The 24,146-nt window shown below is 68.5% G+C and carries 22 protein-coding genes; 6 read left to right on the top strand and 16 right to left on the bottom strand.

The genetic code is table 11. The features are described from left to right. Positions 1-203: 203 nt before the first annotated feature. A complete protein-coding gene (yaaA, locus tag ABL308_10050) occupies positions 204-986 on the top strand; it encodes a peroxide stress protein YaaA (GenBank protein XBQ15299.1) in 783 nt (260 codons plus the stop codon). 3 nt (positions 987-989) lie between these two features. Here yaaA and ABL308_10045 read toward each other — a convergent pair whose 3' ends face one another. Genes ABL308_10045 through gyrA form a run of 4 tightly spaced genes read right to left on the bottom strand, consistent with a single transcriptional unit; the run spans position 990 to position 5,732 of the window. Further along, positions 990-1,433: a peptidylprolyl isomerase gene (locus ABL308_10045; protein XBQ15298.1), complete on the bottom strand. Its 444-nt coding sequence runs from the start codon at positions 1,431-1,433 to the stop codon at positions 990-992. Between the two features lie 23 nt (positions 1,434-1,456). Continuing rightward, positions 1,457-2,470: a peptidylprolyl isomerase gene (locus ABL308_10040; GenBank protein ID XBQ15297.1), complete on the bottom strand. Its 1,014-nt coding sequence runs from the start codon at positions 2,468-2,470 to the stop codon at positions 1,457-1,459. Further along, positions 2,467-2,958 carry a pantetheine-phosphate adenylyltransferase gene (coaD, locus tag ABL308_10035; GenBank protein ID XBQ15296.1) on the bottom strand — a complete coding sequence of 164 codons (492 nt, stop codon included), beginning with the start codon at positions 2,956-2,958 and terminating at the stop codon, positions 2,467-2,469. Before coaD ends, ABL308_10040 begins: the two co-directional genes overlap by 4 nt. Beyond that, complete coding sequence (gyrA, locus tag ABL308_10030; protein ID XBQ17731.1) at positions 2,958-5,732, bottom strand: DNA gyrase subunit A; 2,775 nt, start codon at positions 5,730-5,732, stop codon at positions 2,958-2,960. The genes coaD and gyrA overlap by 1 nt, the downstream gene beginning before the upstream one ends. 270 nt (positions 5,733-6,002) lie before the next feature. Here gyrA and ABL308_10025 point away from each other — a divergent pair, with 270 nt between their 5' ends. Both ABL308_10025 and ABL308_10020 read left to right on the top strand, forming a co-directional pair. After that, positions 6,003-6,638 (top strand): superoxide dismutase family protein, encoded by a 636-nt coding sequence (locus tag ABL308_10025; GenBank protein XBQ15295.1) that lies wholly within the window; start codon positions 6,003-6,005, stop codon positions 6,636-6,638. A 20-nt stretch (positions 6,639-6,658) separates the two neighbouring features. Beyond that, a complete protein-coding gene (locus ABL308_10020; protein ID XBQ15294.1) occupies positions 6,659-7,708 on the top strand; it encodes a kelch repeat-containing protein in 1,050 nt (349 codons plus the stop codon). Here the strand turns inward: ABL308_10020 and ABL308_10015 are convergent. The 3 genes from ABL308_10015 to ssb all read right to left on the bottom strand — a co-directional run bounded on the left by ABL308_10015 (position 7,705) and on the right by ssb (position 10,059). Further along, entirely contained in the window at positions 7,705-8,562 is an 858-nt protein-coding gene (locus ABL308_10015; GenBank protein XBQ15293.1) for a hypothetical protein, read from the bottom strand. The two genes, ABL308_10020 and ABL308_10015, sit on opposite strands and share 4 nt — an antisense overlap. 79 nt (positions 8,563-8,641) lie before the next feature. Continuing rightward, positions 8,642-9,475, bottom strand: a complete 834-nt coding sequence (locus ABL308_10010) for a penicillin-binding transpeptidase domain-containing protein (protein ID XBQ15292.1) — start codon at positions 9,473-9,475, stop codon at positions 8,642-8,644. An 86-nt stretch (positions 9,476-9,561) separates the two neighbouring features. Beyond that, positions 9,562-10,059 carry a single-stranded DNA-binding protein gene (gene ssb / locus ABL308_10005; protein ID XBQ15291.1) on the bottom strand — a complete coding sequence of 166 codons (498 nt, stop codon included), beginning with the start codon at positions 10,057-10,059 and terminating at the stop codon, positions 9,562-9,564. 216 nt (positions 10,060-10,275) lie between these two features. Between ssb and uvrA the strand changes: the two genes are divergently transcribed. Then, complete coding sequence (gene uvrA, locus ABL308_10000; GenBank protein XBQ15290.1) at positions 10,276-13,158, top strand: excinuclease ABC subunit UvrA; 2,883 nt, start codon at positions 10,276-10,278, stop codon at positions 13,156-13,158. 4 nt (positions 13,159-13,162) lie between these two features. Here uvrA and ABL308_09995 read toward each other — a convergent pair whose 3' ends face one another. The 9 genes from ABL308_09995 to ABL308_09955 all read right to left on the bottom strand — a co-directional run bounded on the left by ABL308_09995 (position 13,163) and on the right by ABL308_09955 (position 21,640). Continuing rightward, positions 13,163-13,867, bottom strand: coding sequence for an exopolysaccharide biosynthesis protein (locus tag ABL308_09995; GenBank protein XBQ15289.1), 705 nt, complete (start codon positions 13,865-13,867; stop codon positions 13,163-13,165). Between the two features lie 26 nt (positions 13,868-13,893). Next, positions 13,894-14,856: a CPBP family intramembrane glutamic endopeptidase gene (locus ABL308_09990; protein ID XBQ15288.1), complete on the bottom strand. Its 963-nt coding sequence runs from the start codon at positions 14,854-14,856 to the stop codon at positions 13,894-13,896. Next, positions 14,853-15,764 carry a hypothetical protein gene (locus ABL308_09985; protein ID XBQ15287.1) on the bottom strand — a complete coding sequence of 304 codons (912 nt, stop codon included), beginning with the start codon at positions 15,762-15,764 and terminating at the stop codon, positions 14,853-14,855. Before ABL308_09985 ends, ABL308_09990 begins: the two co-directional genes overlap by 4 nt. 2 nt (positions 15,765-15,766) lie before the next feature. Next, entirely contained in the window at positions 15,767-16,786 is a 1,020-nt protein-coding gene (locus tag ABL308_09980) for a hypothetical protein (protein ID XBQ15286.1), read from the bottom strand. 51 nt (positions 16,787-16,837) lie between these two features. Beyond that, complete coding sequence (locus ABL308_09975) at positions 16,838-17,731, bottom strand: hypothetical protein (protein ID XBQ15285.1); 894 nt, start codon at positions 17,729-17,731, stop codon at positions 16,838-16,840. Between the two features lie 53 nt (positions 17,732-17,784). Next, positions 17,785-18,450, bottom strand: coding sequence for a hypothetical protein (locus ABL308_09970; protein ID XBQ15284.1), 666 nt, complete (start codon positions 18,448-18,450; stop codon positions 17,785-17,787). 2 nt (positions 18,451-18,452) lie between these two features. Further along, a complete protein-coding gene (locus ABL308_09965) occupies positions 18,453-19,595 on the bottom strand; it encodes an energy transducer TonB (protein ID XBQ15283.1) in 1,143 nt (380 codons plus the stop codon). A gap of 153 nt (positions 19,596-19,748) precedes the next feature. Next, entirely contained in the window at positions 19,749-20,489 is a 741-nt protein-coding gene (locus ABL308_09960; GenBank protein ID XBQ15282.1) for a hypothetical protein, read from the bottom strand. A gap of 11 nt (positions 20,490-20,500) precedes the next feature. Next, positions 20,501-21,640: a TonB family protein gene (locus tag ABL308_09955; GenBank protein ID XBQ15281.1), complete on the bottom strand. Its 1,140-nt coding sequence runs from the start codon at positions 21,638-21,640 to the stop codon at positions 20,501-20,503. Between the two features lie 120 nt (positions 21,641-21,760). Here ABL308_09955 and trmFO point away from each other — a divergent pair, with 120 nt between their 5' ends. Then, positions 21,761-23,164: a methylenetetrahydrofolate--tRNA-(uracil(54)-C(5))-methyltransferase (FADH(2)-oxidizing) TrmFO gene (gene trmFO, locus ABL308_09950; GenBank protein ID XBQ15280.1), complete on the top strand. Its 1,404-nt coding sequence runs from the start codon at positions 21,761-21,763 to the stop codon at positions 23,162-23,164. Then, positions 23,164-24,114, top strand: coding sequence for an endonuclease/exonuclease/phosphatase family protein (locus ABL308_09945; protein ID XBQ15279.1), 951 nt, complete (start codon positions 23,164-23,166; stop codon positions 24,112-24,114). Before trmFO ends, ABL308_09945 begins: the two co-directional genes overlap by 1 nt. Positions 24,115-24,146 lie beyond the last annotated feature (32 nt).

The raw sequence follows: 24,146 nt of genomic DNA, 5'->3' as shown, positions 1-24,146 counted from the left end.
GGAAGCCGGATAACGGAAAACAGAAGCACGATAGAAATAGCGATAGCTTCTCTACAATACCCGAAAATGCTTTTCATGCAAGCACGCATTCAGCGGGATATCTTTATTTCATCTTTTCGCGCTCGCGCCCGCACGCGCCGGTACGGTTTGCCCTTCGGCCCCGCCGCGCTTATCTCGATGCGACACGAACCGGAGGGCGACCCATGCTGATTCTCCTCTCCCCGGCCAAGCAGCTGGATTTTTCTGAGCGCGGACACGCGCCGACCATGACCCGGCCCGCGCTGATCGCGCGCACCAAGGAGCTGTCGAAGACTACGGCGACACTGAGCGCGCCCAAGCTCAAATCGCTGATGAAGCTGTCTGACGACCTCGCCGAGCTCAATCGCGAGCGATTCAAGGCGTTCGATCCCGAAAGCACCGAGGGCCGGCCCGCCGCCCTCGCCTTCGACGGCGAGGTCTATCGCGGCCTGGATGCGCCTTCGATGAGCGCGGAGGACCTGCAATGGGCCCAGCAGCGCCTGCGCATCCTTTCAGGGCTTTACGGCGTGCTGCGCCCGCTCGACGCGATCCAGCCCTACCGGCTCGAAATGGGCACGCGGCTGTCGACGAAGAAGGGTGGCAATCTCTACGAATTCTGGGGCGACGACATCGCCGGCCAGCTCCGCTCCGATCTCGAAGGCCACGCCTCCGACACGGTGGTGAACCTCGCCTCGAACGAATATTCCAAGGCCGCCCGGCTGAAGTCGCTCGGCGTCCCGGTGATCGAGGTCGACTTCAAGGAAGAGAAGGACGGCCAGCTGCGCGCGCTCATGGTCTACGCCAAGAAAGCGCGCGGGATGCTGGCCCGCTGGATCATCGACGAACGCATCGAGGATCCGGCGCGGCTGAAAGACTTCGACCGCGCCGGCTATCGCTTCGACGCCGAAGGCTCGAGCGAAGCAAAGCTCCTCTTCACCCGCCCGCAACCGGCGCCGGCGAAGGGGTAAGCCCTACTGCACCACCGCCTTGTGGATCTTGCCCGGATTGCGCGGGGGCTCGCCCTTGGGCAGGGCGTCGACATGTTCGATGCCGTCGATCACCTCGCCCCAGACGGTGTACTGGCCGTCGAGATAGGGCACCGCATCCAGGCAGATGAAGAACTGGCAGTCCGCGCTGTCGGGATCCATCGTGCGGGCCATCGAGCAGGCGCCGCGTTCGTGGGGCGCGTCGTTGAACTCGGCGGGGATCTTCTTGCCGGTGCCGCCGGTGCCTCGCCCCTCCGGGCAGCCGCCCTGGGCGACGAAGCCGTCGATCACGCGGTGGAAGGTCAGCCCGTCATAGAACCCCTCCCCGGCCAGTTCGGCGATGCGCGCGACGTGCTTGGGCGCCAGGTCGGGGCGCAGCTTGATCGTGACGTCGCCGCCGTCGAGGGTCAGGATGAGGGTCTCGGCCATCGGGCTCTCCAGTAATTTTCTGCTTATTCGGTGACGCGCGAGGGCACGGTGATCTCGCACAGATCGGGCAGCGCGCCGTCCTCGCCGCGCAGCGCGTCGAGATAGGCGGCGAAGGCGGCGGAGTCGGTGTCCATCACCTGAACGGTGACCTGCTCGCCGGCGGGCAGGTCGCTGGCCACCGAGATGTCCTCGATGAAGTCGGGGCGGAAGCCGCCGTCCTCGCCCAGCGTGCCTTCTTCCAGCGCATAGACCACGTCGAGCCCGTCGCGGACCTTGCCCCAGACGGTGTACTGGGTGTTCAGGTGCTCGGCCTCGCCGCGGACGATGTAGAATTGCGCGTTCGCGGAATTGGGATCGGCGGTGCGGGCCATCGCGGCCGCGCCGTCACAGTGCACGAGCCAGGATTCCACCCGGCCGTCGCCCATGATCCCGGCTGCTGCGGCCGGCTGGGTCATCGCCGGAAAGCCGTTCCAGAAGCCCGCCTTCGCCATGCCCATGCGGGCGCGCGGATTGACCGGCCGGTCCTGGAGTTCGCTGATCGCGAGCGCGTCGGGGCTGCGCCGCATCGTGAACTCGGCCGCGATCGGCTGGGTCGGGGGCTGCACGGACGGATTGTCCAGCGCGCCGCCGCCCTGGGCCATGAAATCGTCGAGCACGCGGTGCCAGACCTTGAAGTCGTACCAGTCCATGCGCGCGAGCTCGCGCATGCGGGCGGTGTGGGTCGGCGCGAACGCGTCGGCGAGCTCCACCCAGACCACGCCTTGGGTGGTGGTGATCCGCAGAAGATTTTCCGGATCGACCGTCCGCCAGGCGCTGTCTGGCGCGGCCGCGATCGCGTCCGCTCCCGGCGCAGGGCCTTCCTCGACGGCCGGTTCGGCGTCCTGGACGGCGGCTTCAGCTTCAGCAGCAGCCGCAGCGGCCGCTGCAGCGGCGTCGATCGCTTCGGTCTCGCTGGTCTCGCTTTCGGCGCAGGCGGAAACGGAAAGCGCGAGCGCGCTCGTGCAGGCCAGAAGGCCGGTCGCGACAGGACGGATCATGCGAACTTCTCCAGAAGACGGTCCTTGACCAGAGGCGGGACGAACGGATCGATCCGCCCGCCGAGCTTGGCGATCTCCTTGACCAGGCGCGAGGCGATCGCCTGATGGCGGGGATCGGCCATCAGAAACACGGTTTCGATGTCCGGATTGAGGCGCTGGTTCATGCCCACCATCTGGAACTCGTATTCGAAGTCGGAGACCGCGCGCAGGCCCCGGATGATCGAGTTCGCGCCCACCTCCTCGGCGAAGTGCATGAGCAGGCCCTCGAAGGGCCGCACCTCGATCTCGGTGCCGTCGGCGACGGACTCGGCGAGCTCGCGCGCCATCTCCACCCGCTCCTCGAAGCTGAAGAGCGGCCCCTTGGCGCTGTTCAGCGCCACGCCGATCACCAGCTTGTCATAGAGCTTCACCGCCCGGCCGATGATGTCGAGATGGCCGTTGGTGATGGGATCGAACGTTCCCGGATAGAGCGCGACGCGCTTTTTCATCAGCCTTCCCCTTCGGGCCCCTTCGGCGCCGCCGGAGCGTCTTCGGGCGCGTCCTCAGGATCGCCGCCCTCGCCGTCGTCGCTTTCAGCGACGCGGACGACGGAGACGACCTTCTCGCCCTCGCTCAGGCGGATCAGGCGCACGCCCTTGGTCGCGCGCGCGGCGATACGCACCGTGTCGACGGGGAAGCGGATGAGCTGGCCGCCGTCGGTGACGGCCATGACCGTGTCGCCCTCGCCGACCGCAAAGCAGGCCGAAAGCGGTTCGGGGAAGCGCTTGTCCTTGGTCCACACGCCCTGACCGCCCCGGCCCTGACGGAAATACTCATACGAGATCACCCGCTTGCCGAGCCCGGATTCGGCGACGGTCAGCAACAGCTCCTCGTTCGCCTTCATCTCCATGTAGCGGACGTTGGAGAGGGTGACTTCCTCTTCGCCGTCCTCGCCGGTCTCGATCTCGTCCTCTGCGGTTTCGAGCTCGTCCTCGGCGTCGCTTCTGAGCTCGGCGCGGCGCTGCTTGAGATAGGCGCGCACCTCCGCGCGGCTGACCTCCAGCGCGTTCAGGATCGCCATCGAGATCAGCCGGTCGCCGTCCTCCATGCGGATGCCGCGCACGCCGGTGGAGTTGCGGCTGGCGAACACGCGCACGTCGGTGACGGGGAAGCGGATCGCCTTGCCGTTGGCGGTGACCAGCAGCACGTCCTGATCAGGCCGGCACAGGCGCACGTCGAGGATCCGGCCGGTCTCCTCGTCGAGCTTCATCGCGATCTTGCCGTTGCGGTTGACCTGAACGAAGTCCGACAGCGAGTTTCGCCGCACCGTGCCCGCCGCGGTGGCGAACATCACGTCGTACTGGTCCCAGCTCTCCTCGTCCTCGGGCAGCGCCATCACCGAAGTGATCCAGGCGCCTTCGTTGAGGCTCGGCAGGAGGTTGGTCAGGAACTTGCCGCGGCTGTTGGGCGCGCCGACGGGCAGACGCCAGGTCTTGGTCTTGTAGACCATGCCGTCGGAGCTGAAGAACAGAAGCGGGGCGTGGGTGGAGGCCACGAACAGGGTGGCGACGAAATCCTCGTCCTTCATCGCCATGCCCGCCCGGCCCCGGCCGCCGCGATGCTGCGCCCGGTAGGTCGATAGCGGGGTGCGCTTCACGTAGCCGCCATGGGTGAGGGTGACGACCATGTCGTCGCGCGGGATGAGGTCTTCGTCCTCGATCTCCAGATCGCCCTCGATGATGGTCGAGCGGCGTTCGACGCCGAACTTGGCCTTGGATTCCTCGAGCTCGCCGCGAATGATCTCGCGGATGCGGTGCGGGCTCTTGAGGATGTCCAGAAGGTCGGCGATCTGCTCGGCGAGCTTTTTCGCTTCGTCGCCGATCTCGTCGCGGCCGAGCGCGGTCAGTCGGTGCAGGCGCAGATCAAGGATCGCCTTGGCCTGCTCCTCGGTGAGCTTGATGGTGCCGTCGACGATCTTCGAACGCGGATCGGCCACCAGCTCGACCAGCGCGGTGATGTCCTTGGCCGGCCAGGCGCGGTCGCGCAACTGCTCGCGGGCGGTCTGCGGATCGGGCGCGCTGCGGATCAGGCGGATGACCTCGTCGATATTGGCGACTGCGACCCCGAGGCCGATCAAGACGTGCGCACGGTCGCGCGCTTTCTTGAGGTCGAACTTGGTGCGGCGGACGACGACCTGCTTGCGGAACCCGATGAAGGTCTCGAGGAAGGTCCTCAGCCCCGCCTGCTGCGGCCGGCCGCCGATCAGGGCGAGCATGTTCACCCCGAACGAGGTCTGAAGCGGGCTCCAGCGGTAGAGCTGGTTCAGGATGACGTCGGCGTTGGCGTCCTTCTTGAGCTCGACCACCACCCGCACGCCGGAGCGGTCGGACTCGTCGCGCAGATCGGCCACGCCCTCGACGCGCTTGTCGCGGACCAGCTCGGCGATCTTCTCGACCATGACGGCCTTGTTCACCTGATAGGGGATCTCGTGAACGATGATCGCCTCACGGCCCGAGCGCACCTGCTCGATCGAGCACTTGCCGCGCAGGATCACCGAGCCCCGGCCTTCCATCAGCGCCTTGCGCGCGCCCGACCGGCCCAGGATCTCGCCGCCCGTCGGGAAGTCCGGCGCGGGCACGAACTCCAGAAGCTCGCCGTCGGTGATGTCGGGATTGTCCAGGATCGCCAGCGTCGCGTCGACGATCTCGTTGAGGTTATGGGGCGGGATGTTGGTCGCCATGCCCACCGCGATGCCGCCCGCGCCGTTGACCAAGAGGTTCGGATAGCGCGCCGGCAGCACGGTCGGCTCTCGCTTGGAGCCGTCGTAGTTGTCGACGAAGTCGACCGTTTCCTTGTCGATGTCGGCCAGAAGCGCTTCGGCCGGATGATCCATCCGGATCTCTGTGTAGCGCATGGCCGCGGGCGGGTCGCCGTCCATCGAGCCGAAATTGCCCTGACCGTCCAGAAGCTTAAGCCCCATGGAGAAAGGCTGCGCCATGCGCGCGAGCGCGTCGTAGATCGCGCTGTCGCCATGGGGGTGGTAGCGGCCCATCACGTCGCCGACCACGTTGGCGGACTTCTTGTAGGGCTTGTCCTTGGTGTATCCGCCCTCGTGCATGGCCCAGAGAATGCGGCGGTGCACCGGCTTCAGCCCGTCGCGGGCGTCGGGGATGGCGCGGCTGACGATCACGCTCATCGCGTAATCGAGATAGCTGCGCTTCATCTCGTCTTCGATGGCGATCAGCGAACCGGTGTCGCCGCCGCGCGGGCCGCCTTCGTTCATCGGGTCTTCGGGGGGAAGATCGCTCAAATCCGTCTCGTCCGTCGCTGGCGCGCGCCGGGTTTTGACCCGGTCTCGGCGCGAAGAATGGAAGGCCCGGCGCGCCCGGAATCAGGCGCGCGCGTCTGTCATAGCGGTGTAGCAAGCGGGCGGGCGGGCGGCAAACGGCGGGGGCTGCCGGCGTGTGGACAGACGCGCGGAACGAACCTCGCCCTCGTCAACGCGTTGCGGCGTGATACCCTTCCCCCCGAAAGCTCGCAGGGAGACATGCTCATGAACCGCCTCGCCCTTCTTTCCACCGCCGCCGTTCTCGGCGCAGTCATCGCCCTGCCCGCCTGCGCGGAGAGCGCAACCCAGGAGGCGGACGCCCAGCCCGAGACCATGCAGGACATGGATCACGGCGCGGACACCGGCGAGGCGGGCGAGGCGGTCTCCGGCGCGGCCGAGGCCACCGCCACGCTGATCAATCGCGACCGCGACGAAGTCGGCACGGTTCGCTTCGTCCAGGGCCCCGAAGGCGTGGTGCTCACCATCGAAGCCGACGTGCCCGGCCTGTCGAGCGGACAGTGGCACGGCGCGCATCTTCACAAGATCGGCGATTGTTCGAACGAGGACTTCACCAGCTCGGGCGGGCACATCAATGTCGACGGCAGCGCGCACGGCTATCTGAACCCTGAAGGTCCCGACAACGCCGACCTGCCCAATCTCTGGGTCCATTCCGACGGCGCGCTGCGCGCCCAGGCCTATACCGAAAACGTCTCCATCGGCGGGCAGACCGGCGCGCCCGCGCTTCTGGACGCGGACGGGTCCGCCTTCGTCATGCACGCCAATCCCGACGACATGATCAGCCAGCCCATCGGCGGCGCGGGCGCGCGCGTGCTGTGCGGCGTGATCGAAGCGGCGGACTGACCATGAGCGGCGGGGCGAAGATGAACGGCTTTACCAGGCGCGCCGCGCTGACAGGGGCGGGCGCGAGCCTGGCGCTGGCCGCCTGCGCGCGCGGGCAGGACTACGCCGAGCAGGCGCTCGCGCCGGGATGGACCAGCGCGCCGGATCTGCCGACCCGGGTGCAGGAAATCTATCCCGCCTTGCTGGGGCAGACGATCTATGTCGCAGGCGGGCTGACGCCCGACGCGGGCACGGGATCGATCGGGATCACCGATCAGGTGTTCGCGCTGACCCCTGGGGCTACCGAATGGCGCCGGCGCGCGCGACTGCCAGTGCCGACCCATCATCCCAATCTCGCCGCGGCGGAGGGGTATCTTTACGCCATAGGCGGGTTCACCGCGGCGAACGGGGGCGCCTGGTCGATGACCGACGCGGTGCGCATCTATGACGAAAGCCGGGACCGGTGGAGCGCCGGGCCGGACCTGCCCACCCCCTATGCGGAAACCGTCGCCGCCAGCATAAACGGGCGCATCCATGTCGTGACCGGACGGCGGCCGGCCGGACTGTCGAACCGGAACTGGCCCGACCATGCCGACACCAACGCCCACGTGGTGCTGGACACGGCGGCAGGCGTCTGGACCACCGCCGCCCCGGCGCCGACCGCGCGCAATTCTGCTGCGGGCGCAGTGCTGGGGGGCCGGCTGCACGTTGTGGGCGGCCGGACCGTCACCGGCGGCAATGTCGCCAACCACGAGGTCTACGATCCGGCGGAAGACCGCTGGGAGGCGCGCGCGCCCCTGCCCGACCCGGTCGAAGGCCCGCGCGGCGCGGGCGGACTGGCCGCCGCAGTGCTCGGCGACCGGCTCTACGTGTTCGGCGGGGAGTGGTTCGACAATTCCGGCGGCGGGGTCTACCGCCAGGTCCGCGCCTACGACGCCGCGACCGACCGGTGGGAGGAGCTGGGCGACATGCCCTCGCCCCGCCATGGTCTCGGCGCGGTCGCCCGAGACGATGCGATCTACACGATCGCCGGCGCGGAAGCCGCGGGCGGAAACCGCACCAGCGCGGCGGTGCAGGTGTTCAGGCCCTAGGCCTGCTCGGCCTCTTCAGGCTCGGCCCAGAGCGCGGCGAGCTCGGCCGGGAAGGCGAACAGCGCCAGGATCGAGACCGCAAGCAGGACCAGCAATGCGGTGTAGGCGTCCAGCTGCGGAGCGCCGATCGCCGTCTCCGCGAACGCCCAGGCCAGCGCCAGGAAAAACACGATAACCGCACTCAGCGTGCCGTGCCTGAGGCTGAACGCACGCTCGGCCTCGTCGTAGGTGCGCCAGCTCGCCGCCGTGAACACCGCCGCAGCGACCAGCCCCGCGATGAAGACGCCCGCAAGGACGGCGTGAACAGTCCCCGGCGCGGTCCAGTCGACCAGCCGGGCGAGCGTGAGCGCGGCGAGCGCCGCGCCTTCGGCGATCAACACCGGCGCCGCCCAGACGAATTGCCGCCGGTCATGACCGGAAAGCTCGGACTTCGGCTGGATCGCCTGCCCGCCGGTCACAAGCCCGATGAGAAGCGCGATCGCGGCGAGCGCGAAGCCCGCGATCTCCGCCGCGCCCAGCCGCTCGGGAACGGCGAATCCGAAAGCGCCGACCCGCGCGAACAGGTCGTTCAAAGCGGTCAGGGTCGCGCCCGTCACCGCGGCGAGGACCAGCATCACAAGGAAGCCGCTGAGTTCGGGCGCAGGCATGCGCCGCTCTGCGAGCCGGCTGAGCAGGACGGCGATCACCGCCATCACGCCGGGCAGGAAGAGCGCGATGAGCCCGCCGAGCGCAGGACCGGCCGCCTCGATCACGCTGTCGCGCGGGGCTGAAACGGCTGCGATCGCGATCATCGACACGAAGGCGGCGATCGCGGCCGTCGCGCCGCGCACAGCTGAATGCTCGATCCGTTTCAAAGCGCCCTCCCGTCGCTCATCGAAAGACAAGCAGACTTTACGTGCGCGGCGGCCGAGGGTCAAGCTCGCTTTACGTCGATCAGGGCGTGCCCGGATGCACGCTCGCGGGCGCACCGGCCTCGACCAGCGCAGCGTGCGCAAGGCGCTCGCGCAAAGCGCCCTCGCCGGTTTTCCAGTCGAGATCGACGTTCACTGCGAACAACCAGGTTTCGGCGGACTCGCCTTCACCGGCCTCGAGCCAGCCGGCATACCAGCCATGATTGGGCTCGGTGCGGATCGCCCAGCCGGTCTTGGCGAAGAGCGTCCAGCCATCGCCGGTGCGATGACGCATGATGTCGATGACGGCGTCCTGGCTCTCCGCGCTCAGCGGCAGGGCGCGGGCGTGCAGGCGCTGAAGAAAATCGACCTGCTCGCGCGCTGATATTTGCAGAGGGCCCTCGAGCCAGAACAGATCGACCTGTTCCAGCCCGCCAATCTCGGCGTTTCCGTAGTCCAGCCTCGCCAACAGCTCGCCCATGCGTTCATGGCCGACCTCGCGCGCCCAGTGCTGGTAGGCCCACACGGCCGAGCGGCGGAACGCGGTGCGCAGCGTCTGGTCTGCGTCCCAGCCCGCCGAGCGCTCGACCCCGTCCCAGACGAGGAGGTCGGTGTCAGTATCGGCGATCGCCCCGGTTTCGAGAATGATCAGCGAGTTCGCGATCTTGAACGTGGAGGCGGGCAGCATGCGCCGCTCCACCCTCGCGCCGCCTCCGGTCCACTCCGCCCCGTCCGACAGCCGCCGCACGAGGATCGCGCCGGTCGCGCCCTCTGCGGCGAGGACCGGATCGAGCGCCCCGGAACCGGGCCCGGCTTCTGCGGAAGCGGTCGCTCCGAGACAAAGCGCGGCGAGCGCGGCGAAGACGATCCTGATCAACGAACGCTCCTTCGGTCCTCGCGCCGGTTTGTCCAAACGAAGAACGGCGCCGCGAGGGCGCCGTCCTTCGTTCTCTCGCCCTGGTCTCAGAACGGGATGTCGTCGTCCAGCGTATCGGACGAAAAGTCCTCGCGCGGGCGATCGTTCGAGCGGCCGCCGCCGGAGCCTCCGCCGCCATAGGACGAGCCGCCGCGGTCGTCGTCGTAGGACCGGCCGCCACCGCCGCCGTCGTTCTTACCGTCGAGCATGGTCAGCTCGCCGCGGTATTTCTGCAGGACGATCTCGGTGGTGTAACGGTCATTGCCGTCGCGATCCTGCCATTTGCGGGTCTGAAGCTGGCCCTCGATGAAGACCTTCGAGCCCTTCTTCAGATAGTTCTCCGCGACCTTGGCGAGGTTCTCGTTGAAGATGGAGACATTGTGCCACTCGGTCTTCTCGCGGCGCTCGCCGGTGGACTTGTCGCGCCAGGTCTCCGAGGTCGCGATGCGCAGATTGACGACCGGGTCGCCAGAATTGAGCCGGCGCACTTCGGGGTCCGCGCCCAGATTTCCGATCAGCATCACCTTGTTGAGACTGCCCGCCATGTCCGTCACTCCCTCGCCGTTCATTCGGCGCTTGTCGCGTCCGCGATATTTGTTCACATTCTGTTCCGCGCGTCAACGCGCGCGAGTCGCTCGTTAACGAACACCAGCCCGCCCCCGCTGGCAACGGGGCCGCGGCGGTGCTCCACAGCTTCGTGGTGGCGAACGAACCCGCGCGCGACTAGTTAAGACCCGATACCTTCAGATACGGATTTCTTCATGGCCGAGCCGCTCAAATCGATCTCCGTGCGCGGCGCGCGCGAGCATAATCTCAAGGGCGTCAGCATGGATCTGCCGCGCGATCAGCTCATCGTGTTCACCGGGCTGTCGGGTTCGGGCAAGAGTTCGCTGGCCTTCGACACGATCTACGCCGAGGGCCAGCGCCGCTATGTGGAGAGCCTGTCGGCCTATGCGCGTCAGTTCCTGGAGCTGATGAGCAAGCCGGACGTGGATTCCATCGAGGGACTCAGCCCGGCGATCTCCATCGAGCAGAAGACCACCTCGAAGAACCCGCGCTCCACCGTCGGCACGGTCACCGAGATCTACGACTATATGCGCCTTCTGTGGGCGCGGGTGGGCGTGCCCTACTCCCCGGCCACCGGCGAGCCGATCAGCGCGCAGACGGTCAGCCAGATGGTCGACCGGCTGATGGGGCTCGAGGACGGCGCCCGGCTCTACCTGCTCGCGCCCATCGTCCGCGGCCGCAAGGGCGAGTACCGCAAGGAGTTCGCCGAGCTTCAGAAGCAGGGCTTCCAGCGCGTGAAGGTCAACGGCGCCTTCTATGAGATCGAGGACGCCCCCGAGCTCGACAAGAAATACAAGCACGACATCGACGTCGTCGTGGACCGGGTGGTCGTCAAGGACGGCCTCGAACAGCGCCTCGCCGACTCCCTTGAGACCGCGCTGCGGCTCGCCGACGGGATTGCAGTGGCGGAATTCGCCTCAGATCACGGTTCGTACGAGAAGAGCGACCGGATCGTCTTCTCCGAAAAATTCGCCTGCCCGGTCAGCGGGTTCACGATCGAGGAGATCGAGCCGCGCCTGTTCTCGTTCAACAACCCGTTCGGCGCCTGCCCGTCCTGCGACGGGCTCGGCGCGAACCTGAAATTCGACGAGCACCTGGTCGTGCCCGACCGCGACAAGTCGCTCTATGACGGAGCGATCGCGCCGTGGAGCCGGGCGACCTCGAAGCTCTACCAGCAGACGCTTCAGGCGCTGGCGGACCACTACAAGGCTTCGATGTTCGAGCCCTGGCGCGACCTGCCGGAGAAATTCCGCCGCACCGTGCTCGAAGGCACGAAGGACAAGATCAAGTTCACCTACGAGGACGGGCTTCGGCAGTTCTCCACCACCAAGAGCTTCGAGGGGGTGATCCCCAATCTCGAACGGCGCTGGCGGGAGACGGATTCGAGCTGGGTGCGCGAGGATCTGCAGCGCTTCCAGTCCTCCCAGCCCTGCGAAACCTGCGGCGGCAAGCGGCTCAAGCCCGAGGCGCTGGCGGTGAAGGTCGCAGGCTGCGACATTTCCGAAGCCGGCGAGCGGTCGATCAAGGCGGCGCGCGACTGGTTCGACACTGTCGAATCCACCCTCTCGCCCAAGGATCAGGAGATCGCGCGGCGGATCCTCAAGGAGATCCGCGACCGGCTGAAATTCCTCGTCGATGTCGGGCTCGACTATCTCTCGCTCAGCCGCGCCTCGGGCACGCTGTCGGGCGGGGAAAGCCAGCGCATCCGCCTGGCCAGCCAGATCGGGTCGGGCCTGACCGGCGTGCTCTACGTGCTCGACGAGCCCTCCATCGGGCTTCACCAGCGCGACAATACGCGGCTTCTGGATTCCCTGCGCGGCCTGCGCGATCTCGGCAACACCGTCATCGTCGTCGAGCACGACGAGGAAGCCATCGAGACCGCCGACTACGTGGTCGATCTCGGCCCGGCGGCCGGCGTGCACGGCGGCGAGATCATCGCCGAGGGCAAGCCTGAAGAAGTCGCCGCCAATTCGAAATCGCTGACCGGCCAGTACCTGTCTGGCAAGCGCATGGTGCCCCTGCCCGAGCGCCGCCGCGCGGTCGATCTCAAGCGCGCGGTCACGGTGAAGGGCGCGAAGGGCAACAATCTGCAGAACGTCGACGCGGCCTTCCCGCTGGGCGTGATGACCTGCGTGACCGGGGTGTCGGGCGGCGGCAAGTCGACGCTCACCATCGAGACCCTCTACAAGGCCGCCGCGCGCCGGCTGTCGGGCGCGAGCTCGGTGCCCGCCGAGCACGACACGGTCGAAGGGCTCGAACAGCTCGACAAGATCATCGACATCGACCAGTCCCCGATCGGGCGCACCCCGCGCTCGAACCCGGCGACATACACCGGCGCCTTCACCCCGATCCGCGAATGGTTCGCCCAGCTGCCCGAGGCGCAGACCCGCGGCTACAAGCCGGGGCGCTTCTCCTTCAACGTGAAGGGCGGGCGCTGCGAGGCTTGCCAGGGCGACGGTGTGGTGAAGATCGAGATGCACTTCCTGCCCGACGTGTTCGTCGAGTGCGACGTCTGCCACGGCGCGCGCTTCAACCGCGAGACGCTGGAAGTCACCTTCAAGGGCAAGTCCATCGCCGACGTTCTGGACATGACCGTCGAGGAGGCCGCCGAGTTCTTCAAGGCCGTGCCCAGCGTGCGCGAGAAGATGGAGACGCTGCAGCGCGTGGGCCTGGGCTATGTCAAGGTCGGCCAGCCCGCCACCCAGCTCTCCGGCGGCGAGGCCCAGCGCGTGAAGCTTTCAAAAGAGCTCGCTCGCCGCTCGACCGGCCGCACGCTCTACATCCTCGACGAGCCCACAACGGGGCTTCATTTCGAGGATGTCCGAAAGCTGCTCGAAGTGCTCCACGAGCTCGTCGACGCCGGCAACACGGTGGTGGTGATCGAGCACAATCTCGACGTCATCAAGACCGCCGACTGGCTCATCGATCTCGGGCCCGAAGGCGGGTCGGGCGGCGGCGAAATCGTCGCCTGCGGCACGCCCGAGGACGTGGCGGACGTGGAGGCCAGCTGGACCGGCCGCTACCTCAAACCGCTTCTGGAGCGCGACCGGGCGCGTCAGGCGAAGCTGGCGGGGTAGGCGCCTAAAGCATCATCATTACGAGCCAGCCGCTGCCGATGATCGCGGCGAGACCGGCTGCGGCGCCGAGCGCGACGACGAGGCCGTCATGGGTGGTGAGCCCCAGGCTCAAAAGCACCAGCGCCACGCCGGGCACCATCACCCCGCCGGGAACCGAGGCGTAGACGAGCATCAGCGCGCCCAGCGCCGCGCACAGCCAGATCACCACCATCGGCCAGGGTTTCTTGAAGGCGAAGGTGAGCCGCCGCGCGATGAACCCGTCCACGAAACGCAGGACCGGGCGGGCCTTGTCCAGGCCCTTTCTGAACTGGTCGCGCTTGAAATGCGCTTTCCTGAGCGGTCCGGGCAGCCACAGCTTCTGCTTGGAGACCGCCGCCTGGATCGCGATCAGGAAGATCAGCAGCGCCATGGTGTAGCTGACCAGCGGCAGCGCGCCGATCACCGGGAAAATAGCGATCAGCGAGGGGATCAGGATGATCGGGCCGTAGGAGCGGTGCGCCAGCCGGTCGAGGATGTCGTCCACGCAGATCTCGCCGCCCTCTCCCGCCTCTTCGCACAGAGACTGCATCAGGCCTTCGAGCGTGTTCTCGTCATGCTCGGACTCGCGTTCGGCCTGTTCGGCCTGCCGGGCCTCCTCGGGGTCGCCGACCGATTGTTCGTCTTCGCGCCCCTCGTCCCGGCCGTCCGCACCGCTCGCGGTCGCGCCCATGGCGTCACCTCGCCTGCCGCTTCAGATCAGGCGCGCTTCGCGCGCCGGGCGATCATGGCGGCGAGCACCGCACAGACCGCACCTGCAGCCAACGCCTGCCCCCATGTTTCGGCTCCCGCCTGAACGCCGGCCATGCCAGTGGCGCGGCCGAACACCTCGGCGAAGGCGGCCTTCGCGGTGAGAGTCGGATCTGAGGCGAGCATGCCCAGCGTCGGCGCGGCGACCGCGGCGAAGTTGAACGCGCCGTGGGCGGCGAGCGCCTCCCACAGCGAGCGGGTGAACACGCACAAAAGCGCGAAGACGAGCCCGGTGAGCCCGAGCCCTGTCAGTGCGGCGAGCCCGAACCACAGCCCCGAGACGAAGACATGGGCGTGGAAGATCATGAAGAAGACGCTCGAGACGACGACGGCCGCCCTGAGGCCCCAGCGCGCGGCCAGCGTGCTCATCAGCCAGCCGCGGAAGATCACCTCCTCCATCGCGCCCTGGATCAGAAACACGCTGCACCCCGCCAGCACGGCGAGCACGGCCGCGCCCGCCGGCGCGGCGAGGGTCCCGGCGCCGCCCTCTTCGAGCAACGCGCCGCCGGTGAGCGCGGACAGCGTCGCGGCGGCCGCGCCGACCACCATCACCAGCCCCACGCCCCACACAAGGCCCGAGGCGTAACCGCCCAGCGCGCCGCGCAGGGAAAGCCCGATCGAGGCGAGGCTGCGGCGCTCGTAAAGCTTCACCCACAGAAGGGTCAGCCCGCCCCAGACCGCGAACTGGACCGCGATCAGCGGCAAAAGGACCGTCAGCGTGTTTTCCGTCATCGCGGCCTGCGCCGCGTCGGGGCTGGCGCCGCCGGCGATCTGCGCGGCCACGTAGACCGCCGCACCGGCGATGACGGGGATGTTCGACAGCGCGAACCCGAGAAGCGTGAGGCCGAGCGCCGCCCATCCGGGCGTGGCGCGCGAGCCCTCCCGCCAGGGCGCGTAGAGCACCGATCTCACGCCTGCGCCTCCGCATCCTCGAGCGCGAGCCGTACGCCGATCCCCCGCGCGATCGCCATGATCGGCACGAAGACCAGATTCATGACGAGCAGGCCGAAAAAGGTCGCCACGGCGGCGCCGGGCTGGGTGAGGAGCCGGGCGTAGATCTCGTACTGGGCCATCGGGTCCGCAGGGCTCTCCAGGGCGGCGCCCAGCGCCTCGAGCGGGCTGACCGGCAGCGCGAGCAGCAGGATCGACATGACCGCGAAACCGATCAGGTAGATGACGCCGTAGGCGAGCCAGGCCAGGAAAAGCGCTCCCATCCGGCCCCTCGTCAGCGACCAGGCGCGGCCCGGCGCCACCTCGTCGCGTCCGGCCGCCAGCGCCGGCAGGGCGGTGAAACGCATCAGGACGAGCACGAGGAAGGCGATGAAGCCTGCGAGAACGGCTGCGCCCAGCGCGATCGCCGGTCCGGCGCCGCCCAGCCCGGCCGCGACGGCGATCACGATCACCCCGAGGAACACCGTCCCGAGATAACCGCCCAGAAAAACGGCGAAGACGATCAGGAACGCCGCCAGCAGCTTGAAATACACGCCCCATCCGGGAAGCAGCTTCACCGGCCGGTTCAGAAACAGATCGAGCCAGGCGGCCTCGATCCAGACCGTCACGATCACGCCCCCCAGGGAGACGAGCATGATGTAGGCGTTCGCCCGCATGAGCGCGGCGAACTGGTCGGCCTCAGATCCGCCGGTCTGAAGCCCGGCCGTGCCCATCACCGCGTAAACCGCGAGATTGTAGGCGGCGAACAGCAGGGCGTGCAGCATCCAGAGCCTGAAGAAGCTCGCTGGCCGGCTGCGAAAAATCACCCAGGCGTAGCCGAGCGCTGCGCCGGCGCTGAAGCGGGCGCGGGCGGGGATCGGATCGGTCATGGTCAGCCTTCCGAGGGCGCGCCGCCGACCGAGCCCGCGGGCGCGCTCACGGCCTCCTGCGTCCCGTCGAGATCGCCGGCGTGACGCACCGCGGCGTAAGCGCCCACGCCGTGCCAGCTCGCATCGACCAGCACCTGGGCGATCACCTGGATCAGGATGATCACCCCGAAGCCGATCAGCGCGCCCGGCTGGGTGAACGCCTCGGCGAGGATCGAGAACACGACCGCCGGGTCCTCCTCGTTCTCCAGCGCCGTAAGCGAACCGACGAGGTCGGCCGCCATGAGGAGGCCGACCACCTGCTGAACCGCCGAGACGAGGAGGAACACGCCGAAGATCAGCACGATCAGGAGGAGATAGGACAGGAACATGCCGCCGGTGATTCCGCCGGTCGCCGTGAAGCTCTCAAACAGGCGGAAGCGGTTGTCCCGGATGCTCATCGCAGGCGCGGCGGCGAAGCGGATCATCAGGATGATCGCGGCGACCACGACCACGAGGACGAGCAGCGTGTTGCCCAGCGCACCGCCCACCACTGCGCCTGCTCCGGCGTCCTCTCCGGCAGCGGCGAACAGGGCGCCGTTGAGCACGATGAACACCACGGTCACCGCCGTCCAGGCCAGGACGTTAAACACGATGAAAAGCACGTTCACGCCGAGAAGGCGCAGCTCGTCCGAACCGAAGCGGAAGGGGATGACGGCGGCGAGTTCATCGCGCGTCATCAGCCTCAGCCAGGCCGCCTGGATCATCAGGGCTGAAACCAGAAAACCTAGCATCGCCAACAGGTAAGCAGCCATCACGCCGCCCATCCGGGCGAGCATTTCAGAAGGCTCCGGCTCTTCGCCGGCTATGGACAGTTCGACCAGGTATTCGAAGAACGGCCAGAGTAGCCACAGGACCAGTGCCGACAGGCCCGCATAAAGCAGGACCTGCCAGAACGCGATCCACAATACCGACAGCGGCCGGCGACCGAAGGTCTTGAAAAACCAGAAGGTTGCGTCGATGAATTGATAGTTCGGCTTGCTCATGGCGGTCCCGTAATCGCCCCCCGGAATTATCGGAACCTGCAGTCTAGCCGATCAATCCCCGCCCGTCTGCGGAGCCGAAGCGGAATTCGCGTCGTCTTTCGAATATTTAACGTAGAGCGCGACCAGCGCCGCAGCGAGCGGCGCGCCGACCAGCGCCATCTTGAACATCCCGTAGACGAAGGCCGACATCATGAAAAACGCCGCGTTCATCATCAGAACGCCCTGCTCCGTCACCGCGCTCTGAGCGGCGGCGGGATAGAAGCCGGCGGCCGCCGCAAATCCGGCGTTCAGCGCCCAGAGCGCCGCCGCGCCGGGCAGCGTCGCAGCCAGAACGGTGAGCACGATCTCCACCGCCCGGCCCCGGCCCGAAAGCGGCCAGGCGTTTAGCACCCGGATCCGGCCCGCCGCCACGGTGGCCGGATAGGCCAGGGCGAGCCGGGAGAAGAACCAGACGCTGAACAGGGCGTAGACCGCCGAGATGACCACCGCCACGGCGGTCTCTCCCGGACCGTAGAGCGCGAAGATGTCGACGAAGCCCTGCGGCGGCTCGACGCTGGCGTCGACATTGATCAGCGCCAGCGCGGCGAGCATGAACACCACCGCCAGCAGCGCCGTGCCCAGCACGGTGAAGATCAGGATCAGGATCAGCACCGCGACCCAGCCAAGCCTCAGCGCGTCCTTGCCGAAGCGCGGACCTGCATCGCCCCCCCCCAGAAGCGCGGCGCCCCAGCCGGCGATCGCGCAGACGAACGCGGCGAACGCGAGCAGGCCGAAGCCGATCACCAGAGGCGGCGCCCAGCCCGCCCCGGATGCGGCCATGGCCGTGGCCCAGGACTGCACCGTGAAGGGCGCGGCGTAGAGCGCGGCGCCGGCGAGCACCGCCCTGGGCCGGGCGGCCAGAAACCCGTAAGCGCGCGCGATGAGAGAGGGGTCGAAGATCGTCATGGCGGCGGACTTAAGCCGAAACCCCCGCCACGCCAAGCGCCTGCGGCGTGATGTCAGTCCCGGCAGATCTCGACGCGGTTCATGACCTCGTCGAAGAACGCCGCGCACGGGTCGAACGTGATGAAGCGCTCGCCATGGCCGGTGAGTGGAAGGAACGCCCCCCTTATCGCCCCGGCCAGCGCTTCGCCTTCGCGTTCAGGGTAGGCGAGCAACGTCTCGGCGCGCCTGACCTCGCCCGCCCGGCCGGGCTCGACGAGGACGGCGAGATAGGCCGCCGGGCCGTCGCCGGGTGCGGGATCGGCAAGCGCGCCGGAAGAGGTCGCGCACGCATCCGCCTTCAGGCCTCTGGCGAGATAGCGCGAGCGGGCGAAGCGGCTGTCGAGCGACGGGTCCCGGCCCGGCTCCCCGCTCATGCGCTCAGCGGCTTCCAGCCGGGCATGGTTCAGCCCGCCCGCCGCAGCGTCGATGCGCCGCGCCGCCCAGAACCAGTAACTGTAAGGCTCATCCTCGATCAGACCGAACGCCGCCGCCGTGCCGACCATATAGGCCAGACGCGCCCCGTCCGGCCCGATGGAACAGGCCTCGGCCTCGAGCGCCGTCAGGGCGTCGAGCGCCGCCCGGCCCGCCTCGGTCAGATCGCCCGACCGCCAGGCTGCATAAGCGGCCTCAGGCTCCGGCGCGGTCTGAAGCGCAAGCGAGACGAAGGCGGCGGCCAGCATGATCAGTCGCTCATCATGAATTCGAACTGGGTGTAGACGGCCTCACGCACGACCGGCTCGCCGTCGATGGTGGCCGGGGTGTACCGCCAGTCGCGCATGGCCCGCAGGCTGGCGTCGCCGAAGTCAGGATGCGGGGCGGAAAACACGATTTCGGGGTCCTGCACCCGGCCGTCCTGGCCGATGGCGAAGCGGACCAGCACGACCCCGTCGATCGCGGCGGCCTCGAGCCGGCCGGGGTAGCGGGGCGACGCCCGGCGGACCGGCGCCGCATCGACGCGCTCACCCGGACCGTCCATGAAGCCGGGCTCGTCATCGGCCGGGCACTCCGCCTCGCAGCCGAGGTCGAGCCAGCCGCCCTCGCTCAGGGTCTGAAGCAGGATGCGCCGATCCGCATCGTCCAGACGCCCACGAGCATAGCGGCCCCAGGCGCGCGCGACGCCGTAGAGGTCCACTTCGGCGTTTTCCCGGCGGAACAGCGCTTCGGAGACGCCGAACCACTCCGCCGCACCGCGGTAATCGCCGCGGAACGCCCGCTCGACGCCGGAGTAGAAGGCGTAAAACGCCGGATCGAGCCCATCGGGCACGCCGTTGCGCTGCAGCGCGCGCATCGCCTCGCGGCCGCGCACCCCGGCGACCAGAGACCGGCCGTCTCGCCACATCGCGTGCGCCTGGAGACCCCGCGCCCGTCCGAGCTCGTTATTGCGCTCCGGGCTCTCGGGAAGCGCTTCGAGCCGGTCCGCCACTTCGTCGGCCAGGGCTTCGGCACGGTCGGCCTCCCCGGCGAACAATAGCGATTCCGCTGCGATCCTGTTGTACCGGTCGATGGCGACCGCATCGCCGCCGGCTTCGGTGGTCAACGCTGCGGCGCGCTGGAAATGCGCAGCCGCGCGGTCATGATCGCCTTGCTGTGACCGCATGTTCGCGGCGTTGTGCGCGAGCACCGCCCGCGTGCCCGGATCGACCCCGGCCGCCTCGGCCGCTGCGAGGGCGTTCTCGGCCTCGCGCAGCGCGGTCGCGAGGTCGCCCGCTTCGAGCGCGGCCTGGTGGGCCCGGTAGGCCTGCATCACATCAGGCGGAACGTCCTGGCCGGCCGCGGCCCCGGCCGCTCCGAAACCCAGCACGAGCGCGGCGAGAACAGATTTCATGTCGATCAGCTCCAGAGACGACGAGCGGACGGGCCTCCGATCCGGAGGCGAGCGGCGCCGGAATGCGACCAGCCATTGCACTGGACGCGCACCGGTGTTTCAGCGCCAGGCGCGACAGGCGAGAGCGTGGATCGCGGACCGGCGTGTTTCATGTCAATCGGGCGCGTCGGCGGCGGGCCGGCCGGAGCCCGGCAGGCAGACAGGACCGAAGGCGTCCGGCGTATCGGTTTCGGCACACGGATCGAACACCGCGACAGGGCCGAGTGCGACGCGCTCATCGGCGGCGAGCGAAGACAGCGCGGCGTCGACGAGATCGGCCGCGGCCGGCGGGTAGACATACACGACGACGGCGTTGCTCAGATGCCTCCAGCTGAGGCGCGGAGCGCGGCCCAATCGATCGCGCCGCTCAAGAAAAGCGATCACCGGAAACGCGTCCGGCGGAGCCTGGTCCAGCAGATCGACCCCGACATAGGGCCGACTGCAGTCTCCCGCACCTTCCCGCGCCGCGAAATAGGGCGAACGCACGAAGGCCCGGTCCAGGGCGGGGTCGCGGCCCGGCTCGGCTTTGGTGAGTTCGATCAGGTCGAGATATTCTTGCGGCAGCTCGACGCCGGACAATTCCGCCACGCGAGACGCCGTCCAGAAATGCATTTCATGGCTTCGCGACGTTCCTGCAGCCGCCACGCCGGCGATGATGCCGGCGACGGCGGCGTCCGGCCTGACCGGGCAATCGCTCTGCCCAATGAGGTCAAGCGCTCGCTGCGCCTGGTCGCCGGCCTGCGCGAGCCGGCCGCTGGTCCAGGCGTCGGCCATCGCCGACAGCGCAGTCTCGATCGAGTCTTCGTCCGCCGGCGCGGCGGCGCCAAGGGCTGTCATCGCAAGCAGCGCGAGCATCGGAACCGACCCTAGCCCTCGAGGCTGAAATTGAACTCGGTGATCACGCCCTCACGCAGCGCCGGCTCACCGTCCACGAGCCTGGGCTCGTAGCGCCATCTGCGGACGGAGCGCGCCGAGCGCTCTCCGAAAACCGGGTGAGGCACCGACGCGATGACGCGCACATTCTGCGTGGTTCCGTCCGGCGCCACGTCGAAGGTCAGCAGCGCAAAACCTTCGAGACCGGCTCTCGCCGCGTCGCCGGGATACTCTGGCGGCGTCCTCCGGAGCGGCCGCGCGTCCCTGTTCAATGCGTCCTCAGCCGCAGCCTCGGACGCGGTGAGCCTTGCGCTATCCGTCCCTTCGGGCGGCAGCAGGCCGCGCTCCGCCAGCCGCGCCAGGAGCGCAGCCCCCTCGCCCTCTTCCAGGTTCTGCCGCGCCCAGCGGGTCCAGTAGCGGGTCCTCAGAACGTCCGGATGCTCGGGTTGGTGCTCAAGAAGGAGCCGATGGGTCACCGACATCCAGTACGCGGCTTCGAGCGTGTCCCTGTCGAGCGACGCGCCGAAACCTGAAATGAACGCAGCCGGCCAGGCCGATCCCGGATAGGGTCCGTCATCGGGCAGGTGGTCGACCGCCTGCTCGGCGGCGCGGATCGCCGCGCGGCTGCGTCCGAGATCGAGCAGGGCGAGCGCCTGGAACTGGCGGGCTTCAAACGCGACCCCTCTGGCCGCCAGCCCCTCGGCGGCCTCGGCGATCTCGGCGCCCCGCTCGGCGAGATCGGCGGCGTCGCGCGGATCTCCGCCGCTGCGGGCGGCCCTCGCCGCCAGAAGCCAGGTTTCCGCCAGAAGCACCCGATCGCCGCCCTGGGCGGTCTGGACCTCGGCTGAGCGCTCGAAAGCAGATCGCGCCGCGCCGTGTTCGCCAGCCTGAAGGGCGAGCTGGGCGAAATTGTCGGCGAGCACGCCGACGGTTTGAAGATCGATTTTCAGACGCTCCCCGGCGCGCCAGGCCTGCCGGGCGGCCTCGCGCGCAGCGTCCAGATCGCCGGCTTCGAGCGCTTCGGTGTAAGCGATATAGGGATCGGTGACCTCGGCGGGCAGGTCCTGGGCGTAAGCCTGACCGAGCGCCGAGGCGAGGGCGAAAACCGCCAACATGCTGACAAGCCGAACCATATCACCCCCTCCCTTGTGACGCGAGGAAGGATCGCCGCGACCGCCTGAGGTGTCAACGCCCTGCGCCGCGCCGCGCTGAAGGTTTGAGGCTGCTCGTGCGAAGGCGTATATCTGCGCGCCATGACCCAGACCCCTCTTCATATCGTCGGCGGCGGCATGGCCGGCTCCGAAGCCGCCTGGCAGGCGGCCAATCTCGGCGTGAAGGTCGTCCTTCACGAGATGCGCCCTGTGCGTAGGACCGAAGCCCATCAGACAGACGGGCTGGCCGAGCTCGTGTGCTCGAACTCCTTCCGGTCCGACGACGCGGAGACCAACGCGGTGGGCCTGCTGCACGAGGAGATGCGGCGCGCCGGCTCGCTGCTGATGGAAAAAGCCGAGATCGCGCGCGTGCCCGCCGGCGGCGCGCTGGCGGTGGACCGGCACGTTTTTTCAGAGGCCGTGACCGCAGCGCTGGAATCCCACCCCAATATCGAGATCCGCCGCGAAGAGATCTCCGGCCTTCCGCCTGAGGACTGGGACAGCGTGATCATCGCGACCGGCCCCCTCACCTCGCCCGGGCTGGCCGAGGCGATCCACGGTCTGACGGGGGAAGGCGAGCTCGCCTTCTTCGACGCGATCGCGCCGATCCTCTACGCCGACAGCATCGACATGGACGTGGCCTGGAAGCAGTCGCGTTACGACAAGGGCGACAGCGAGGACGACAAGGCCGCCTACATCAACTGCCCGATGGACAAGGACCGGTACGAGGCCTTCATCGACGCGCTGCTCGCCGCGGAGAAGACCGAGTTCAAGGACTGGGAGAAGGACACGCCGTATTTCGACGGCTGCCTGCCGGTCGAGGTGATGGCCGAACGCGGCCGCGAGACGCTGCGCCACGGCCCGATGAAGCCCCGCGGCCTGACCAACGCGCACAAGCCTGAGGAAAAGCCCTACGCCGTCGTCCAGCTCAGGCAGGACAACGCGCTGGGGACGCTGTTCAACATGGTCGGGTTTCAGACCAAGATGAAATACGGCGCGCAGGCCGACGTCTTCAAGATGATCCCGGGGCTGGAGAACGCGCGCTTTGCGCGGCTGGGCGGCATTCACCGCAACACCTTCCTCAATTCCCCGAAACTGCTCGATCCGGTAATGCGCCTGAAATCGCGGCCCTCGCTGCGCTTCGCCGGTCAGATCACGGGCGTCGAAGGCTATGTCGAAAGCGGCGCGACGGGGATCCTCGCAGGCCGGTTCGCCGCGGCCGAAAAGCTGGGCCGGGCGCTTGCCCCGCCCCCGCCGACCACCGCGCTGGGCGCGCTTCTGACCCATATCACCACCGGTCACGTGCCCGGCCGGAAAGGCGCGTTCCAGCCGATGAACGTCAATTTCGGCCTGTTCCCCGAGATCGAGGCCCCGCGTAAGGGCCCTGACGGCGAGCGGCTGCGCGGCTCGGCCAAGGCGCAGGCGAAGAAGCGCCTGATGACCGCCCGCGCGCTGGCCGACCATGACGCCTGGCTGGCCGGACAGATCGCCGAGGCGGCCGAATAGTGCGCCGCCCGGCGCGGTTCGCCCTGGCCGCAGCGCTGACGCTGTACGCCGGGGCGATCGCGCTCTGGATCGCCGCTCCGCTGGGCTTTCCCGCAGAAGCGGCGCGTCATTTCACGCCCCATCTGGCGCTGGCCGGGCTCGGTCTTGGCCTCGCCGCGCTCGCGCTTTCGGGCTGGCGCACGGCGCTGACGCCCGTGCTTCCGGCGCTCGCGCTGAGCTGGGCCTGGCTGGGCGCGGACTTCGTCCCGGACCAGCCGGCGGGCGAGGGGCGCGCCCTGATCGTGGCGGCGTTCAACGCGCACGGATCGGAGGCGGCGCTGGAGCGCGCGGCGGCCTGGGCTCAGGCCGAGCGGGTGGACGTGCTGGCGCTTTCAGAGGTCGAGACGGTCGACGCGGCCCGGCTCCGCGCCCTGTTCCCCGGCCTGCCCCACCTTCTCTACGATACCGAGACGGTCGACTTCCCAGGGACCACATATACGACCCGAATCGCGCTGCTGTCGCGCAGCCCGATCGAGGCGTTCGGGGACGGCGCGGAGGAGACCGATCCGGCCTATGACCGGCCCGCCCTGCTGGCCCGGCTTCGAACTGGCGGCGCCCCTGTCACCCTGGCCGTCGCCCACCCCTTCCCGCCCCGCACGCGCGGCGCGGTGAAACGGCGCGGCGCGATGTTCGAGGATCTGGCCGACACGCTGGACGGCACGCCGGACTTCATCCTGCTCGGCGATCTGAACGCCTCGGTCTGGTCGCCCGATTTCGGCCGCCTGCCCGGGCGCCGGGCGGGCGATCCGCGCTTCGTCACCACCTTCCCCAGCTGGCTGCCCCGCGGCGGGCTGGTGCTCGATCACATCCTGGTGGGAGCGGCTTTCACGGTGACCCGCGCCGAAGTCGGCCCCGATCTGGGCTCCGATCACCGCCCGGTACTGGCGCAGATCGAACCCGAGGCGCGCTGAGCGAAGACCGGCCGCAGATGCGATCTTCGCTC

It is taken from the genome of Oceanicaulis sp. (assembly GCA_040112665.1).
Lineage (GTDB): Bacteria > Pseudomonadota > Alphaproteobacteria > Caulobacterales > Maricaulaceae > Oceanicaulis.
The sequence above is the reverse complement of the archived record's forward strand: the minus strand, read 5'-3'. Positions and strand labels throughout refer to the sequence as shown.

What these genes read in the sequence shown, in the direction of transcription:
- yaaA (XBQ15299.1), top strand. Translation starts at nt 204, where the DNA reads ATGCTGATTCTCCTCTCCCCGGCCAAGCAGCTGGATTTTTCTGAGCGC.
- ABL308_10045 (XBQ15298.1), bottom strand. Translation starts at nt 1,433, where the DNA reads ATGGCCGAGACCCTCATCCTGACCCTCGACGGCGGCGACGTCACGATC.
- ABL308_10040 (XBQ15297.1), bottom strand. Translation starts at nt 2,470, where the DNA reads ATGATCCGTCCTGTCGCGACCGGCCTTCTGGCCTGCACGAGCGCGCTC.
- coaD (XBQ15296.1), bottom strand. Translation starts at nt 2,958, where the DNA reads ATGAAAAAGCGCGTCGCGCTCTATCCGGGAACGTTCGATCCCATCACC.
- gyrA (XBQ17731.1), bottom strand. Translation starts at nt 5,732, where the DNA reads ATGAACGAAGGCGGCCCGCGCGGCGGCGACACCGGTTCGCTGATCGCC.
- ABL308_10025 (XBQ15295.1), top strand. Translation starts at nt 6,003, where the DNA reads ATGAACCGCCTCGCCCTTCTTTCCACCGCCGCCGTTCTCGGCGCAGTC.
- ABL308_10020 (XBQ15294.1), top strand. Translation starts at nt 6,659, where the DNA reads ATGAACGGCTTTACCAGGCGCGCCGCGCTGACAGGGGCGGGCGCGAGC.
- ssb (XBQ15291.1), bottom strand. Translation starts at nt 10,059, where the DNA reads ATGGCGGGCAGTCTCAACAAGGTGATGCTGATCGGAAATCTGGGCGCG.
- uvrA (XBQ15290.1), top strand. Translation starts at nt 10,276, where the DNA reads ATGGCCGAGCCGCTCAAATCGATCTCCGTGCGCGGCGCGCGCGAGCAT.
- ABL308_09995 (XBQ15289.1), bottom strand. Translation starts at nt 13,867, where the DNA reads ATGGGCGCGACCGCGAGCGGTGCGGACGGCCGGGACGAGGGGCGCGAA.
- ABL308_09985 (XBQ15287.1), bottom strand. Translation starts at nt 15,764, where the DNA reads ATGACCGATCCGATCCCCGCCCGCGCCCGCTTCAGCGCCGGCGCAGCG.
- ABL308_09980 (XBQ15286.1), bottom strand. Translation starts at nt 16,786, where the DNA reads ATGAGCAAGCCGAACTATCAATTCATCGACGCAACCTTCTGGTTTTTC.
- ABL308_09975 (XBQ15285.1), bottom strand. Translation starts at nt 17,731, where the DNA reads ATGACGATCTTCGACCCCTCTCTCATCGCGCGCGCTTACGGGTTTCTG.
- ABL308_09970 (XBQ15284.1), bottom strand. Translation starts at nt 18,450, where the DNA reads ATGCTGGCCGCCGCCTTCGTCTCGCTTGCGCTTCAGACCGCGCCGGAG.
- ABL308_09965 (XBQ15283.1), bottom strand. Translation starts at nt 19,595, where the DNA reads ATGAAATCTGTTCTCGCCGCGCTCGTGCTGGGTTTCGGAGCGGCCGGG.
- ABL308_09960 (XBQ15282.1), bottom strand. Translation starts at nt 20,489, where the DNA reads ATGCTCGCGCTGCTTGCGATGACAGCCCTTGGCGCCGCCGCGCCGGCG.
- ABL308_09955 (XBQ15281.1), bottom strand. Translation starts at nt 21,640, where the DNA reads ATGGTTCGGCTTGTCAGCATGTTGGCGGTTTTCGCCCTCGCCTCGGCG.
- trmFO (XBQ15280.1), top strand. Translation starts at nt 21,761, where the DNA reads ATGACCCAGACCCCTCTTCATATCGTCGGCGGCGGCATGGCCGGCTCC.